Raw genomic sequence first — 16,182 nt, 5'->3', positions numbered from 1 at the left:
TGTAACGTCACTGTGTCTTTTATGATATACCAATGAGTGACGACTACACCGATGAGACGGTGGTTCTGGATAATATCGAGATCAATCGATACGAGGTTCCAGTGGAGCTAATCCTTGACGAATACGACGATCTTGATCGACTCCAACATGATATTGTGACAACGACAGTCAACGCGATTCTGAATCATGTCGACAATTTCTATCGCGACGGAGACGACGCTCGTGATCACATCAAGAGCAGGATTGAGTACGACGAGGCTCACGTCCAACGAGAGTTCGAGATGGGTGAGGCCGAGATAATTACGGTTGAGACAGTCACCCAGCTTGGGCAGGCAACAGAGGGTGAGGCATGACAGAGGACGCCGACATGGTTGAGTGCGAATACTGTGGCGAGAAGTTCAAGAGCGCAGGACTGGGTACGCATCAACGCTTTTGCGACGCCGTAGATGCCGATGAATCCGATGATGAGGAGGAAGAAAACAGCTTTCGAGAGGACGTCATCGAGCGTGACGACGGGGCCTGCCTCGTCTGTGGCAACGATGACTTCCTCGTTGCACACGTCGTTGACGAGTCCGAACCCGACGAGCTCGTTAATAGACTCACACTCTGTGAACGATGCGACATGGATCTCGATGGACTTCACCCCATGACGAAGCGAACGAAGGCCCATCACTGAGATACTGCATCATGTTAGCCGGAGGTTTGTTATGATGCATACCGATAGACAATGGCAATGCAGGATGCTGAAGTAGTCGTCAAAGGCGAAATACACAGTTCAAAGGGTGATCTGGATGAAGAACGTGAAATTCTGTTGAACGGTGTCGATCATCTGATACTCGAAGGTACAGAATCTCATGACGTTGATTATACAGTATCCCAGCAGTGGTTTCGTCTATTGGCCTTCCTGACGCAATATCTATTTTTTAAGCCGATAGAGTTGGATAACAGCGTTCTTGAGGATATTGCCTTAGCTCAGGACGCTACAATAAATAAAACAAGAGCGTCGAATCTTTCTGTGCTTGAAAATTCCAATACAATATATCAAATAATAGCGTTTGTTGGCTTCGCAGGGATGATACTTGGATCTGGGTTTCTTGCTTACCAAGGAAGGAATTTCGTCGGTATATGTGTCTTCGTTCTTGGCTTTCTACTACCAGTCTTGATGCTACGGGTTCACGAATCCAATCATAATTCCGGAAACCGTAATGAGAAGATGGCATCAATGATTGTTGATGCAGCCAGCAAAGGTGGACGGGTAGTCGCAATCATGGGTGGAAGTCACGTAGAACCAGTCTGTGACGCTCTCCCAGAACAAATCGAAGTTGAAAAGAAGTCACCAGCGTACTCGGCTGTTTCTGTAGCGAGCGCTAAAGATCTCGCGTATCCACTTCTCGTATTTATAAGCGTGTTAATCGTAGTATATTCGATATGGGAGAGCATAGCTGGCTACGGCCTGGGAATGTTGTTTAGTTTCGTTTAGTTTGTTTCAATTTCTTGGACTGTATCGAGCAGTTCTTGATTGTACTCCTCTCCGTCTTCGCCGTGATGGACTCGGTAGTGACAGTTTGGACAAAGAGCTATGACTGTATCGGGGGTATCTGAGCCTCCGTCACTGAGCTCATGAACGTGATGTGCGTGAAGATAGGGCTCTCCAGTCTTGCTCGTGAATGGGGCGGGCTCTTCGCAACCCTCACATTCTCCATCTGCTCTGGCCATCACGTAATCACGAACTTCAGAGGCACGACTGTACTGCTGTTTCGTCTGTGTTGACGTTGTCGCTGATTCAGGGACTTCTTCGACGGCAGCCTCATTAGCCTGTTCACGTAATTCTGTTAGATCAGACTCGTACTCAGAACCTGATGATTCCGTAGAAGTCTGTGATTCGCCGGAATCAGAGACGTCACCTTCCGACTCTGGCGAGGTAGTTTCGGACTCACCATCATTTTTATCTCCTTGAGAATCTGTCGGCAAGTCTGTCGAATTCTCGTCTACTCCACTTTTATTGTGAAAACTTTCGTCTGGAATTATATCCTCAACGTCAGGAGAAATACTCTTTCCCAAACTCATTTTCATATGAACTTCATCGGGAACTTCAGTATCCAGAATATTCCTTGATTTGTCAGTGAGAGTTATTTCAAATGCCCTCGTATGGAATTTCTTCCCTCTTATTTTCTTTGGATTGATATGATGTGGGCCTTGGAAATTCACTCCTTTCTTTTCACACTTTGTACGTATTTCTGATGCCCATGACTTGAGATCATCCAATGAAGCAGAACTCGCGTAAATATATGCTCTGTTCTGATGCCCTTGTTGAACCATTGCTTACCTAAACAGATACTATCGCAATATAATTTCTGACAGTTAGCTTATACAATATGGGCAATTTCATAGCTACGCAATGTGCTATCTCAATGCCTGAGAAGGGTAACGTCCGTGGAGCACGTAGTAGAGTATGCAGCCCCTCTCTCCTCTCTCTATCTTCTCTTTCCATCTCTCTATCTTTCTCTTTCGTCGCAACGAATGTTTGCTCAGTGCTCTGAATGCGATCGTCTCTGTGGTAACGAGAAGCAGTTAGAATACCATCGCGAGAAGGCACACCGTTCTGCTGTTTCTTTTGGAAACAGCAGCATGCAGGAGTCTTCCAGCGTGAAGACGACTGATTCAGAGAACTGACTGACATCTTTCGCAATTAATGTTATTTATGTCTGATAGAACCAAGGGAGGCCAGCCTGGCAACGGTAATGGAGAGAAGCATTCACTCTTCTCGGATCGAGAGAAGCTCTACAATCGTCTTTCAGACTCTGAGAAGGAGCTTGTCGTCGAAGTCTCGACGGATCTGCTCGCAAAGTTCGACGGTGAAGTTGGAGCCTACGAACGTGAGGCGATTCGAAATGTAGCGGTTGATACCGTCAAACGCTGGCGTTATAACGAGCACACGCTCGAGGACGACATCCTCGACGATACGAGCGAACGGGCTCGTGATGCCTACAATCGGCTTGCCTCCAACATGACTCGTGAGCTCGAAAAACTCGGGCTCCTCGAAGACGGCCCCGAGATGACGAAGGCAGAGGCCCAGTCTGACTGGATGGGGCAGCTGTCCGAAGCCGAAGAAGCTGTCGACGACGAATAATCGCGCTTTTGTTCTGCTCTGGATGTCTTCTTCCCACCCTCTCGAGTCCTATGTCGATGGCGAAGAGCGCTACGTAAACTTCGCGAACGACATTTTGGGTACTGAGCTCACTGACGTCCAGACAGAGATTATTCGACACGTCACGACAAACCGTCAGACTGCTATCTGTTCCGGAAACGGTGTCGGGAAGTCCTATTCTGTCGCAGCTCTGTGCCTCTCCTTCCTCTATTGTAATCCAGGCGGGAGTGTGATGATTACCAGTGGCTCGTACGCCCAGATGGAGCAGACTGTCTGGCCTGAAGTCAAGCGGTTGCTTTCGGAAGCCCGCGATCATGGCGTCCCACTTCCTGGTGAGGTGAAGGAGGCACAGCCACGAATTGAATTCGACGAACAGCCAACGAAGTCCTTTCGAGCAGTCAGTGCCACCCATCCCGACTCACTCGAAGGACGTCACGCTGAGAAGATGCTCGTCATCGTCGACGAGGCCGACAAGCCTGGTGTTAACGAAGCTGTCCTCGAGTCCGCACGATCCTCTGTCACGGATGACAACGATCGCTTCGTCGTCATCGGAAACCCGCCTCGTGAGGAGGCCAACTCCTTCTGGGATGTCCTCACGGATCCCATGTTTCGGACGGTGAACTTCACCTCCTTCGAGTCTCGAAACGTCAAAGTTGACGCCGGACTCGTTGATGCTCCGAAGCTACCCGGCCTCGTCGATCTCTCACAAGTGAAGGAAGACTGGGCCAGCTGGCACCAGAGCAAGGAGTTCCCTGGTGTCGAGGCCTGCATGGAGATGGTTGAACGGGACGCGGAGGACGACGTTCTCCGTCCAACCGTCGACAATCTGGACGAACGGTGGTACCGTCGTCGGCTCGGTTGTATCCCTGACGACGGCTCTCGTTCTGTCCGACCGTTCCACGTCGAAGACGTCCAGTCGGCTATCGAAAACTGGGAACACGTCGCAGACGACATAGAGTACCACGCTTTCGGGGTGGACGTCGCACGCGGTGGTGGTGATAGAACTGTCATCGCCGGAATCACACCCGAACGTGTCGACATTCTGGCCGACGTCGAGTCGCCAGGAGATCACGCTGTGAACAAGCGCCTCGTCGAACAGCACGTCGGCGACAGTGAGGTTCCAGTCATCATCGATGCTATTGGGGAGGGCTCTGGCGTTGCCGATCAACTCAGTCGCACGTACAACGTAACGCGGTTCAAGAGTTCGGAGAAGGCAATCGAGCGCGACAAGTTCAACGACAAACGAACTGAGAGTCTCGTCAAATTCGGCAATTGGCTCGACGATGGCTCTGTTGAACCCGACTCCGAGCTCGCAACAGAGCTTCGTTCAGCTGCCAGGCATATCGAGCTCACTGAGAAGGAACTCAGGGCCGGCGTCACCTGGAAGGCAACGTCCAAGTCGGATCTCAAGAAGTCTGATGCACTTGGACGTTCGCCTGACTTGCTTGACGCAGCATCGCTGGCTGCGTGGGGGATGAATGTCGAACGAGCTGGCGAACAGGCGGGCTACAGTTTCTACTCATACTAATTCTTACATAAAATGGATTTTTCGAATACATTTGGTAATCTACGAGAGGCAGTTCTGGGGGACGGTACGCCCGACACGATCAACGAAGATCGTCACGGTGGCTACGGGCCCTACAGAGACTCACGCGAAATCGATACCATCACGCCTGATGATGAGGATCTCGAGAAGTTCTGGGATCAGTACCAGGTATGCGCCCTCGTCCGGGTTCCGATCAGGATGTACGGTGAGGACATCACCGAGCCCGGACACCGAATCGAAGCCGACAGTGACGAGCTCGAAGACGACATGGAGGAGTGGCTCGACGAGTGTGCCATCATCAACGGTGAAGCAGATCACAGTATCACGGAACTCTGGGACAGCTGTATCACCCAGAAGGAAGTCCGTGGGACGGCACTCGTCGAGATCGTTCCGAAGCTGAACAATTCAGACGAGATGTGGGGCTTCCGAATGATCAACGCGTCGACGGTGAATGCCTATACATACGACAACAAGGCTGTCCTGATTCGCCCCGACGATATCGATCAGGAAGACGCGGTAACGACTCCGAGAGGGGAAGCAGCAGCCTACGGCCAGTGGGACAACGACGCTATTGCCGGCCCGTTCGACTCCCGAAAGACAATCTTCCTTTCCCAGAACGACGTCCTGAAGATGGTACAAGACGGGGACACTGGTGACATATTCGGTACTTCGTCTGTGGCACCAGTTTCCTCAGAGATCGACGAACTGCGCCAGATGCTCGACGATTTATCTTCTGCTGTTCACTCCAAGGGGTACCCACATTGGATCTTCAAACTGGGTGAGCCCAACGGAGACGTCAGTGATCCCCGAGCAGGTATCTGGCCTGATGAGGAGATGAAGAACTACCAGATGTCCCACAAGGAGGGCAACTGGAGTACGGGACAGAAGGACTTCGTCCCAGGCGACGTGGATGTCGAGACGATCTCGAGCGACGTTCCCGAGATTGAACAGCTGCTCGACTGGTATGTCGAACAGATCATCAGTGCGATGCCGACGCCCAAGTACAAGATCGGGCACGCAGACAGTGTCAATCGGGACATTACGAAGACGCAGCAGGAACAGTACGAGCGGAAAGTGAAGGGCGAACGTCGTCGTCTGGAGGACATGTTCGAGCCTACGATCAAACGGAAGGCTCGCGAGATGGGCTACGGAGAGGCAGCCGTTGAGTCAATTGAGCTCAAGATCCAGGAGTCGACGGAAGAGAACCCGCTCGAACGCGACGATTTCGATGCCGACGACTTCACGAGTTTCGCACAGGGGATCGAACGTATCTCTGGAGGCAACCCACAGGAGGTCGTTGCACCCGAAGAAGCGCGTGAGATGCTTGGACTCCCGACCGATGATGGTTCTCCCGACGCAGAAGGTGGAGGTAACGCCGACGAAAATGGCTCTGAGGCCACCGAAGCAGCGCTTGAGTCTGAGATGGGGGAGCTCAGTGAGGACGACGAACAAGTTATTGAACAATTCAAGGAAACCTATGGGGAGCCAGCCGTCCCCGATGGTGGCTCCGAACACACTGACGACTGATGCCTGACTAACTAATTGGCTGGTGCGGGAGCGGGGCCCCCCCCTCTCTTCTCCCGTGCCAACTGCCGAAAATTCTCTCTAACAAATTCTATGAGTCTCGATCCAACCCAGACGAAGACGCTTCGGAAGAAGCACGAAGCTGAGTACTACAAACGGTTCCGACAGTTGAAGGGCCAGCTTCGCACTGCTATCCAGGAGCGCGACGTTCTTCACCTGGGTTCGCAACGAGCTCGTAACGCTGCTCCGGATCCACGGGAGTACCAGTTCCTCTCCGACTCGGAGAAGCGTCGTCGCTTTGAGGCCTGGCTGCAGAAACAGATAGATAACGGCGTCCTCGTCGTCGAGAACCCAGACTCTGTCCGTCGTGGAAATCATTACCCGGCTCAGTATCTCCGGAAGGCCTACTCTAAGGGCGCTCAAGACGCAGGGAAGGAACTTCGGAGCCGAGGCGTCGACGTCCAGCAGGACTCCGTTGAGGACGTTTTCAACGCACCTGTGCATCGTCAGAAGTTGGAACAGTTGCACACCCGTGTGTTCGAGAACCTGAACGGGATCACCTCCGACATGAGCGACGAGATTGGGGACGAACTGGCGAAGGCGCTGTCGGAGGGCTACAACCCTCGGAAGGCTGCTCGGAATATCAACGATCGCGTCGACAAGGTCGGAATCACACGAGCTCGTCTTCTGGGCCGAACCGAGATCATCCATGCTCACGCAGAGGGTACCCTCGATCGGCTCGGACGGGAGGGTTTCGAGGAAGTACAGGCTGATATCGAATGGAGCACAGCTGGAGACTCACGTGTGTGTCCAATCTGTGCCTCGTTCCAGGGTAACACGTACACGCTTGAGGAGGCACGAGGGAAGTTGCCAGCCCATCCTCGCTGCCGATGTAGTTGGCTTCCTGTGACGAACTCATAGGCTGTCTGAGCCAACAATTGTCGCTACGTATCGCTACGAGACTGACTATCAGATTATTACCTACTATGCCTATCATCTGGACTAACGAAGAAAGTCGTGTTACATCCATCCACTACAAGCCCGAACTACTGGATGAGAATGATAAACAGGGATCGATTAGAGTAGATTCTATTCCGAATAGGGATAGTGCTCAAGAAAATGAGGAGTTGCACTACGATAGCCAGCAGGGGCTGTACTTCCAGGAACGGGTGAGTAACTCGTAACAATGGCAACTAACGATTACGTCTACGCACAGAGTTCGAGTGATCCATCTGCTCTCAGTATGCTGAATAAGAATGATGGGTCGGTAGCAAACACTGTCTCAGTCACATCCAATGAAATTAAATCTGTAGAGACTGACTTTGATGGCAATATCTATGTGGGTACTACTGGTGATGAGGTTGTCAAATACAACTCATATTTCAACGAACAGTGGAGAGTTTCTAACGGTGCTGTAAATCAGATCATTCTTTCGAAGGATCTAAAACAGCTATACGCTGGTTCGTTCGGTGTTACTGCTTACGATATAGATACAGGTAATATTGTCTGGGAGAATTCTGAGGGGTATGATAGCATTCTGGATATAACGATCGGCCCAGAAGATTATATTTATTATTCAGATCAGGATTCTTTTGCCATCAGAGTAGATCCTGGTACAGGTAATACTGATAGCACTTGGGAGGTAGAGGATGGATATCAGAACAAGTGTGGGCTTACATGGATTGACGGATATTTTTTCGTTGCAGATAATGCAGGGTATCTTCGTAAATACAGTGGGTGGAAAGGAACGAAAGAGTTTGGAAAGTACTACTCTGATTTTATTTCAAATATATCTCGACATGAAGATGGAAGTATATATATTGGAGATAGTAATGAGGATGTCTGGAAAATAGACTCTGATGGTAGTGTCATTTGGAACGTTCCTGCGTCAGAAGATAGGGACTTTATTCGATCTGTCTCCGTCGACCGTGATGGTTCAGTCTACGTAGGCGACGCTGGTGGTTATATCCACAAGTTGAATGCAACAGATGGGAGTACTGAATGGGAATCATCCAATGCAGGTATGTCGGTATATGCAGGATCTATTTCGGCATTTCCTAAGTATGACACATATGTAGACGGATTGTGGTTCACTAAGATGGACTTGTCGGGCACTGCGACGTTATCGGGGAATGCAGCTGAGAATGCAAAAATTATCGCTATTGACGAAGGTAATAATCGGGTAGCCGAACGAACGCAGGCTGACGCGAACGGTAACTGGAGTCTCAAGGCGAAGGGGCAACCACTTCACCTCATTGCTCAGTATACTGATTCTGATGGCAACAAGTACAGCGCTACCAGCTACCCATTTATTGACTGATGACATATACTCCTCCGTCGAAAGACAATATCAACTTCGAATTCGAGAGCTACAGTGCTCCTTCTTCCGATAGTCTCGACTTCGATTTCACGGACTCGGTAACGAAGTCGGCTACGGCGACGAAGGTATCGGGTTCGGCGACCACAATGACAGCTTCGGGCGCGATCTTTGCAGCTGCGTCGGCCACGAAGATTGCCAGTACGTCCTCCCTCAAAACCGGTTCAGGCGCTACCACGTCGGCTCCAATCGCGACGAAGGTAAGTGGGGCCACGACGATGCAGACGCCGTCGGGAACGAGCTCATCGGCTGCCTCGGCATCCAAGTACGTAGGCAGTACTTCGATGCAGACAGTGAGGGCTGCCATTCCTGCGACCGCGACGAAGACGTCGTCGATCGCGACGATGCAGACGGCGTCTGGAGCCCGAGGGATCGCTGCGTCGTCGTCGAAGGTAGCAGCCGACACGTCGTTCCCGACGCCGTCGACGATCTCCTCAACGGTGACGCCAGAGTCGGACTTCAACTACGTCGGATCAGGAAACCAACTTGATCGATACAACGCTGATGGGAGCATCAATTGGAGTACCTCCGTCAGTGCATCCTACGCAGAAGTCGACTCTAACAGTGTTGTCTACGTATCTGATATAGGGAGTGATTCGATAGAGGCCTACGACGATACTGGATCCCAAGTTTGGGCTAACACATTCGAGACTAATGGTGTGGGACAGACTGCCGTCAGTGAGAACGCACTCTACTTTGCCCGCGCTAACGAGGACGATTCGCACGCGTACGTCAGGATGGCAAAGGACACAGGTTCTGTCAAGTGGGAAGAGAGAACTATTGGTGCTCGAAGGCCGACTGGTGTCACGATTGACGGAAGTGACAATCTCTACACCTGCTTCAACGATGGGTTGGTAACGAGGTACAATACTGATGGAACGAAGGAGTGGAGTCGTGACTTCAGTACCAATTACGATGTAGCACAGAATCTCGTAGCTGATGGGAGTGGAAATCTGTACGTCCATCTTAGTGGTGGAAATGGCCCTGATACGAAGAAGTTGGATACTGCTGACGGGAGTACGCTGACAACGAAGGCAGCAGGATATGACAGTATCACGAGTCTCGAGATTGACGAAAACGGTGTTCTCTATCGTTGTGGGGAGAATGGTACTGACAAAGTACTTGAGAGATATGATTTCGAGTCTGATACAGTTGAGTGGACAGACACATTCACATATTCTGCAGAGAGCCTGAACGTTACTGCAGAAGGAAATGTCTACATTGAGAGATACGACGGTTCAGACAATACAGTCTTCAAGTATGACAGACGCGATGGATCCAGTCTGGGAACAGTAGGCTCGTATGGTTCTACCCCAGAGATCGCAATCTACCCCAAGTACGCTGCGAATAAGTCTACCTGGGTTTCAGGTGGTACCGCTTCGATCACAGTCGAGAAGACGCCCGGTTCGTCCGCAATGTCTGTTGCGTCTGGTGATAAAATCGTGACGCCTACGTCGACGAAGACGACAGCGTCCACCTCACCGTTCACGCCTGACGCATTGAGCTCGTCGAGCCCGACAGCCTCGAAAGAGGGTGGGACGGCGACGATGTCGACAGGATCTGGAACCGGAATCGCGACGCCGTCTGGAACGAAGGTGGCGCGTTCGTCGACGATGCTCTCTCCTGTCGGAACAGCCGGTGCGTCTCCGACCGCAACGAAGGTTGTCTCGACGGCGACACCATTTACGCCGACAGAGAGTGCCTATGGAACCGTAACCAAGGTGACGGCATCGTCGACGATGCAAACACCGTCGGTAGCTGTAACGGAGTCTGCGTCGGCACCGAAGGCGAATGCGTCCAGTACGACACTCTCGCCGTCGGTAACGAGTACATCGACATCATCTGCAACGAATGTGGGTGTGTCCAGTACACCACAGACAGCGTCCAGTACCAGCACAACAAGTGCTTCGTCGACGAAGGTGTCTGGTATCTCCAAACTGATGACTCCCGCTGGACACGGACAAGCTGCCTCTGTGGCGACGATGGCAGCTGCCACGTCGGCCACGAAGACAGGTAGTGCTCGAAAAGGAGTCGAAGCTACCTCGACGCCTGTCTCAGCCTCCACGACGTTGCAGACTCCGTTGATAGCTGTAACGAAGCCTACGTCGGCCACGAAGGTGGCTGCGTCCAGTACGACAGTGTCACCCTCGGTGGCTGTAACGGAGTCAGCGTCGGCCACGAAGGTGACTGCGTCCAGTACAACACAGACGCCGTCCAGTACTGGCACAGCCAGTGTTTCGTCGACGAAGGTACCTGGTAGCACCACACCGTTGACTCCCGTTGGGGATGGACTGGCTGCAACTGTGGCCACCACAGTCACAGCCTCGTCGTCCACGAAGACGGGTAGTGCTCGAGAGGGAGTCGATGCTACCTCGACGCCTGTCTCGGCCTCGACGACGATGGCGACTCCGTCGGGTACGACGACCGCAAGGCCGGCATCGGAGAAGACGACAGCCTCCGCGTCCTCCCTCTCCACCTCCGTGTACACTGCGTCGAGTGTGAGTGCAACAAAGGTTACGAGTACCACAACTGCGTTCGAGGCCGACGCAGGCGTGCTTTCGAAAGCACTCGCAATCAAGTCTGGCGCGACGACGGAGATGCGTACGCCATTCCAGTTTGTCCGTCAGATCCGAACCGTCGATTCCTCCAGGAACAACTCTGACTTGGTCGGGCCCAACGACTCGAGTCTCACTACCTCCAGGAATACCTCGGATCTGTCTGGATCTGAAAACCAGTGAGTTCGTTCTGAGTCCATACCCTATCTCAGTGTCCAAGAAGTGTCACGTACGTAGAGCACGTAAGGGGTAGTAGAGAACGCGCTCTCGTTTTTTCGATTGAACACGTCGCTGATCAGCTATCACCCGGACACGGTGTCCGAACTCATTCGCGGTTTTTCGTAACTTATGCCTGCTAATCTACACGATCTCGGAGAGAATCTCGTCCTTACCGCAGCCCTTGGCTCGCGCGACATGGACGTTGGACTCTATAACGATAGTACAGACGCACTGAGCGACAGTTCAGCTTACGCTGACATTACTACTGAACCAACAGGTTCTGCCTATTCGGTTCAGACGTCTGCTGGTGGCACTGTGTCAAACAACAGTGGCACGAATGAGATTGATCTGGGCTCGATCTCGTTCGACACGAGTGACTCCACGCAGACTGTGGACGCGCTCTACGTTCGCGATACCACGTCTGGCGATCTCATCTTCACCAACACCCTGGACTCGGGCTACGATCTGTCGGCGATCGATACGCTTGATCTCTCGAACGTCGGCCTGCAGCTGGAGTAATCTGATTTCTATTGATGGGTGGAACCTTCTATCTCAAGTCGTCTGACACTGCGCCTGTAATCGAAGCCACGCTTACTGACTCGACAGGTTCGCCCATCAATCTCACAGGGGCCTCTGTTCGGTTCGCGATGCTCGAACCTCGCGGTGCGGTCGTTACGATCGATACGGGGGCGACGATTGCCGACACAACAAATGGCGTCGTTCGGTACTCGTGGGCCGAAGAAGATACTGCCACACCTGGCCGGTATCGGGCCGAATTCGTCGTGACGTACGAGGACGGGAGTGTCGAGACATTCCCGAACGTCGGCTACCACGATATCATCATTTCTCAATAATTCTATGACTGCTGATTCTGAGACACACGAACGGACATCTGGAGCCCCGACTGGGATTGCTCGATGTTCGGCTCACGATGCCGACGAGGCCCCGTATAGAGTCCACGGTGTCGCAATCGGAGCAAACGATGTGACGGTCGGTGAGCACGGCCAGAAGCTGTGGCCTGCCGACGAACTCCGTCGCTCTGCATCCACGCTCGTTGGGGTTCCCCTAACGAAGAACCATGATGACGAACGCGTTGAATCTGTCATCGGCGAAGTCGTCGACGTTGGGTACTCGGACGGTGTCGGTATCGTCTACGAGGCTGAGGTCGACGACGAAGAGATAGCCGAGAAGATTCAACGTGGCCGGCTTGAGGTTTCGATTCACGCCGTTCACGCGGTCGGTGGGCACACTGACGACGGGGCGATGATCGTCGAGAACATTCGGTTCCTCGATCTCTCTGTCGTCCCACGCGGTGCTGCTCCGTCGAATTCTGTCAAGTCTGGCGAAAGTCCAGCCGAAGCGCTGGCTTCCCTCTCGACCGACGACGTGGCTGAGATGTTGGAAGACGACGAGCGCTATGACGCCCAAAACGCGGACGGTGGGCAGAGTACTCGGACTGGTTCTACTACGGATTTCGATTCTAATATGACTGATACTGAAACTGACTCTCTGGACGAAGCTCCCGAGGTTGACGCCGACGAGGCTGAACTTAACGAAGAGGCTGCTGAGGCCTCCGAAGTCGAAGAAGCCGAACTCGACGACGGTACTGATGTCGAGGCCGGGGCCGATCCCGAAGCGGAAGCAGAACTGACTGAGGCCGACGAGGCCGACGTCGAGTCTGCGACCCAGGAAACTGAACTCCAAGAGGATATTGCTGAACTTCGAGCAGAGAACGAGGAGCTTCGTCAGGAGCTCGAGTCGGTTCGGATGGAATATGCCGAGCGACTCGCCGACGACGGGCCGTTTACGGCGTCGGAACTGGCGGAAACCTTCGCGTTCGACACGCTCAAGGAGAAGTTCGAAGCCGAAGAGGCGTCGCTCGCACAGAGCGAGGCTCAGGCCTCGACACAGGATGACGTCCCTGCCCCGCAGACGGGCGATACGTCGTCCGAGGAAGAGCTCTCTACCACTTCTGAAGACAACGAAGCGGAGATCGCCTCGCTTGAGGAGAAGGTAGCGAAGTACGACGATCTCGGTTGGGACAACGCCAGGGCGGAAGTCGAAGCTGAACTGGCCGAGCTGCGCGAGTGACGATTTTCACTCAATTCTAATTTATCTGAGGTTTTATTCTAATGTCTAACGACGGAAATGTCAACAGTAGCGAAGTTATCGATCAGGAAGCGGTTCGAGCGGAAATTGAAGGCGTTGCGGAGGAGAACCTGGTTTACCGCCGGGCCTTCCGTAGCATCGACAGCACGAATTACGACTCCAACACTGTCGAGATCCCTGTCAACCAGGATACGACTGCCTCCGCTGGCATCGTCCCCGAAGGTGGCTCGTATCCTTCGAGCGACGAGCAGTTCGAGAAGGTGACGATCTCGCACGACAAGTACGGTGCAGAAGTCGAGATCACCTACGAGGCCATCCAGGACTCGAAGTTTGACGTAGTTACCCTCCAGACGGAGGACGAGGGCCGTGATCTCGCAGAAGCTCTCGATTCCGCTGCCGAAGACGAGATTCTTCTGGACGACGACGGTGACGGGAACTTCGACAACCTCCAGGATGCCGTTGTCGGCGATGCAGGTGGCTCCATGGACTATGCAACTGCTATCGACGCGATGGCAGCTCTCGAAGATCTGAGCTACGATCCAGATCTGCTCATCGTCTCGGCACAGTCGAAGGCCGACCTAATGAAGTCCGACAAGTTCACGCACGCAACCGAGCTCGGTGACGAGACGGTGCGTGATGGTGCCTTCGGACAGATCGCCGGCATCGACGTCTACGTCGGTGACGGTGGTTCGCTCGGAGCAGGTGAGGCTCTGATGTTCGACACCGATCGGTACGGCATCGAGTCCGTCCGAGAGGACTTCACCTCGGTACAGTACGAGAAGGAGTCCGAGAACAAGCGCGTCGTCCAGGTTCGTACCCGAATGGGTTGGAAGTGTATCCGTCCGGAAGCCGGCGTCAAGATCGAGGCGTAATCTGGCGTCTTTCATCCACTACTCGTTCTGAGTAGTGGGGGCTTCTATCCATGTCACGAATCAATTATCACGACGTTGCCGAGATTTTCGAGACGGATCTCAGTGAGTCTGATCTCATTGCCTTCGTCGAGGACGCACATCGCATCGTCGAGAACCGATGTTCGGCACACACATCGGATGAAGACGCGCTGGCAGCCGTTGAAACATACCTGGCTGCACACCTTGCGTCCTCGAAGGATCCCCGCGTTCAATCGGCCTCTCACGAGTCCGTAGATATCGAATACAACGCTGGTGGAGATCGATACTGGCATCGTGCCGTCCTCGCTGATCCGACGAATCGGCTCGCACGTCCGAACGGGTTCACCACCCTTACGACGTAGAATCTGACAAATACACCCCTTTGGAACCCCAATGTCTCCCTCTGAACCCCACCCCCTGCCCGTTGTGAAGGACAACCGTCCAGGTGTATTTCCACCTGGACTCGTGTCCGGCCCCGACACCGAGTCGATCAAGCACGACGGCTGGATGGGGATCTACGTAGTTGGGAATCAGTCCGAGACACTCCTCAAGTCTGACACGACGATGGACGTCGAGCCATGACGGGGATGAGTCTGTTCGGAATGAGCTCGCTTCTCGACACACTCGATTACGAGGAGTCAGGGGAGACTCGATATCTGGTCGGGACGAACGTGGAGTACGCTGTCTACGTCGAGTTCGGAACGAGCTCGAATCAAGCGCAACCATATCTTCGTCCGGCTGTCCGTCGGGCCGTACGCTCGCTGGATCGTTCCTTCAATGGGGCCGAGTCGCCCCAGGAAGTCGCAGAACAGTTAGCACTCACAATCGAAGCTGAGGCGAAACGAGAGGCTCCCGTCGATACTGGAACGCTGAAGAATTCTATCACTGCCGAACGACTTGAATGACGTCTTTCTATTCACAGACGACTCGTACAGTCCAACGAGTCCACGATCAGGTTGCCCACGACTTCACTGTCTACCAGTATGACTGGGACGGGAGTGGTGGGACGAACGAGTATGCCTCGGGAGGCGACTGGACAGAGTCGTCGTCTACGGTAGCTGGCACCATTGAGTTTCCAGACGATTCCCGTCGTACCGCAGGCCCGGATGGAGACGATGTAACGGTGTCTGTCGTCATCTACATGAAGCCTGACGACGTCGATGTCGAGCTTGGCACGGATGATGAATCACGGGCGACTGAGTTCGTCGACACCCAGACTGGGTCGCGATATCAGACGGTGACAATTCGGAACCAACGCTCGCTGCTGGCTATCGAATGTACGGAGATCTAATTGATGCCACAGACTATTCCTGACGTCAAACTCACCGTTCGTGATCTGATCCAGAACACGTTGGATTCGACGTCCTTCCCTGTTGGGCTGGACTCAGACGACATTCACACGGGGTGGTATGATAATGGCAAGTCTGCCCCCCAGATTTCGGTGACGAACGATGAAGAGAGTCCGTTCGGAGGCGGTGAGACGGGCTTCAGTGCTATCGACGGTAGTGGCCAGGGTGGCATCCAGACACGCAGCGGAACTGTTCTGGTAACAGCCTGGGCCGGTTCTCGTGACGACTACGAGGACAGGGGTTTGGAACAACTCCAGGCCGAGGAGATGGCCGACGAAATCGAGCGTATCGTCGGACAGAATCAGTCTCCTGGTTCTCTTCGATCTCTCGCCGTTGACTCCCGAACGAGGCTCGTTGATCAGGACGCCAGTCCGTCCGAGCACTCCGTCCAATTCGAGCTCCGATTTACTTGGATCAAAACCCCTCGGTAGGGGCGTTCGATCCAACCCGTATTGCTTGCTAACT

Annotated in this window: 19 protein-coding genes; 16 read left to right on the top strand and 3 right to left on the bottom strand. The window is 53.3% G+C overall.

The genetic code is table 11. The features are described from left to right. Positions 1–32 precede the first annotated feature (32 nt). Genes G9C82_RS17345 through G9C82_RS17335 form a run of 3 tightly spaced genes read left to right on the top strand, consistent with a single transcriptional unit; the run spans position 33 to position 1,480 of the window. Entirely contained in the window at positions 33–353 is a 321-nt protein-coding gene (locus G9C82_RS17345; protein ID WP_127014794.1) for a hypothetical protein, read from the top strand. Beyond that, positions 350–676, top strand: coding sequence for a hypothetical protein (locus G9C82_RS17340; protein ID WP_127014793.1), 327 nt, complete (start codon positions 350–352; stop codon positions 674–676). Before G9C82_RS17345 ends, G9C82_RS17340 begins: the two co-directional genes overlap by 4 nt. Before the next feature lie 57 nt (positions 677–733). Then, positions 734–1,480 (top strand): hypothetical protein, encoded by a 747-nt coding sequence (locus tag G9C82_RS17335; protein WP_127014792.1) that lies wholly within the window; start codon positions 734–736, stop codon positions 1,478–1,480. Here G9C82_RS17335 and G9C82_RS17330 read toward each other — a convergent pair. Next, on the bottom strand, positions 1,477–2,319 hold the full coding sequence (locus tag G9C82_RS17330; protein WP_206508219.1) for an HNH endonuclease: 843 nt from the start codon (positions 2,317–2,319) through the stop codon (positions 1,477–1,479). The genes G9C82_RS17335 and G9C82_RS17330 overlap by 4 nt on opposite strands. 382 nt (positions 2,320–2,701) lie before the next feature. Between G9C82_RS17330 and G9C82_RS17325 the strand changes: the two genes are divergently transcribed. From G9C82_RS17325 to G9C82_RS17305, 5 genes are all read left to right on the top strand, one after another. After that, positions 2,702–3,130: a hypothetical protein gene (locus G9C82_RS17325; protein ID WP_127014791.1), complete on the top strand. Its 429-nt coding sequence runs from the start codon at positions 2,702–2,704 to the stop codon at positions 3,128–3,130. Positions 3,131–3,380: 250 nt separating this feature from the next. Next, the gene (locus G9C82_RS17320) at positions 3,381–4,676 is read left to right on the top strand and encodes a hypothetical protein (protein ID WP_164734774.1); all 1,296 of its coding nucleotides are present in this window, start codon (positions 3,381–3,383) and stop codon (positions 4,674–4,676) included. 12 nt (positions 4,677–4,688) lie between these two features. After that, the gene (locus tag G9C82_RS17315) at positions 4,689–6,221 is read left to right on the top strand and encodes a phage portal protein (RefSeq protein WP_127014790.1); all 1,533 of its coding nucleotides are present in this window, start codon (positions 4,689–4,691) and stop codon (positions 6,219–6,221) included. A 90-nt stretch (positions 6,222–6,311) separates the two neighbouring features. Continuing rightward, on the top strand, positions 6,312–7,139 hold the full coding sequence (locus G9C82_RS17310) for a minor capsid protein (RefSeq protein ID WP_127014789.1): 828 nt from the start codon (positions 6,312–6,314) through the stop codon (positions 7,137–7,139). 265 nt (positions 7,140–7,404) lie between these two features. Then, a complete protein-coding gene (locus G9C82_RS17305) occupies positions 7,405–8,538 on the top strand; it encodes a PQQ-binding-like beta-propeller repeat protein (protein WP_127014788.1) in 1,134 nt (377 codons plus the stop codon). A 49-nt stretch (positions 8,539–8,587) separates the two neighbouring features. Here the strand turns inward: G9C82_RS17305 and G9C82_RS17300 are convergent, their stop codons facing one another. Together G9C82_RS17300 and G9C82_RS17295 are read right to left on the bottom strand one after the other, a co-directional pair. After that, positions 8,588–9,058, bottom strand: coding sequence for a hypothetical protein (locus tag G9C82_RS17300; protein ID WP_127014787.1), 471 nt, complete (start codon positions 9,056–9,058; stop codon positions 8,588–8,590). 1,239 nt (positions 9,059–10,297) lie between these two features. Beyond that, positions 10,298–11,122, bottom strand: a complete 825-nt coding sequence (locus G9C82_RS17295; RefSeq protein WP_127014786.1) for a hypothetical protein — start codon at positions 11,120–11,122, stop codon at positions 10,298–10,300. A 562-nt stretch (positions 11,123–11,684) separates the two neighbouring features. Between G9C82_RS17295 and G9C82_RS17290 the strand changes: the two genes are divergently transcribed. The 8 genes from G9C82_RS17290 to G9C82_RS17255 all read left to right on the top strand — a co-directional run bounded on the left by G9C82_RS17290 (position 11,685) and on the right by G9C82_RS17255 (position 16,148). Continuing rightward, positions 11,685–11,888 (top strand): hypothetical protein, encoded by a 204-nt coding sequence (locus tag G9C82_RS17290; RefSeq protein ID WP_127014785.1) that lies wholly within the window; start codon positions 11,685–11,687, stop codon positions 11,886–11,888. A 14-nt stretch (positions 11,889–11,902) separates the two neighbouring features. Continuing rightward, positions 11,903–12,223 (top strand): BppU family phage baseplate upper protein, encoded by a 321-nt coding sequence (locus tag G9C82_RS17285; RefSeq protein ID WP_127014784.1) that lies wholly within the window; start codon positions 11,903–11,905, stop codon positions 12,221–12,223. A gap of 4 nt (positions 12,224–12,227) precedes the next feature. After that, on the top strand, positions 12,228–13,460 hold the full coding sequence (locus G9C82_RS17280) for a hypothetical protein (RefSeq protein WP_127014783.1): 1,233 nt from the start codon (positions 12,228–12,230) through the stop codon (positions 13,458–13,460). Between the two features lie 41 nt (positions 13,461–13,501). After that, positions 13,502–14,350, top strand: a complete 849-nt coding sequence (locus G9C82_RS17275) for a phage major capsid protein (RefSeq protein ID WP_127014782.1) — start codon at positions 13,502–13,504, stop codon at positions 14,348–14,350. A gap of 50 nt (positions 14,351–14,400) precedes the next feature. Then, a complete protein-coding gene (locus G9C82_RS17270; RefSeq protein WP_127014781.1) occupies positions 14,401–14,730 on the top strand; it encodes a hypothetical protein in 330 nt (109 codons plus the stop codon). Between the two features lie 216 nt (positions 14,731–14,946). Continuing rightward, positions 14,947–15,273 (top strand): HK97 gp10 family phage protein, encoded by a 327-nt coding sequence (locus tag G9C82_RS17265; RefSeq protein WP_127014780.1) that lies wholly within the window; start codon positions 14,947–14,949, stop codon positions 15,271–15,273. Beyond that, positions 15,270–15,659, top strand: coding sequence for a hypothetical protein (locus G9C82_RS17260; protein ID WP_127014779.1), 390 nt, complete (start codon positions 15,270–15,272; stop codon positions 15,657–15,659). Before G9C82_RS17265 ends, G9C82_RS17260 begins: the two co-directional genes overlap by 4 nt. Positions 15,660–15,662: 3 nt before the next feature. After that, complete coding sequence (locus tag G9C82_RS17255) at positions 15,663–16,148, top strand: hypothetical protein (protein WP_127014778.1); 486 nt, start codon at positions 15,663–15,665, stop codon at positions 16,146–16,148. Positions 16,149–16,182: the final 34 nt, after the last annotated feature.

This window comes from Haloarcula sp. R1-2, assembly GCF_011627385.1.
Classification (GTDB): Archaea; Halobacteriota; Halobacteria; order Halobacteriales; family Haloarculaceae; genus Haloarcula; species Haloarcula marismortui.
The sequence above is the reverse complement of the archived record's forward strand: the minus strand, read 5'-3'. Positions and strand labels throughout refer to the sequence as shown.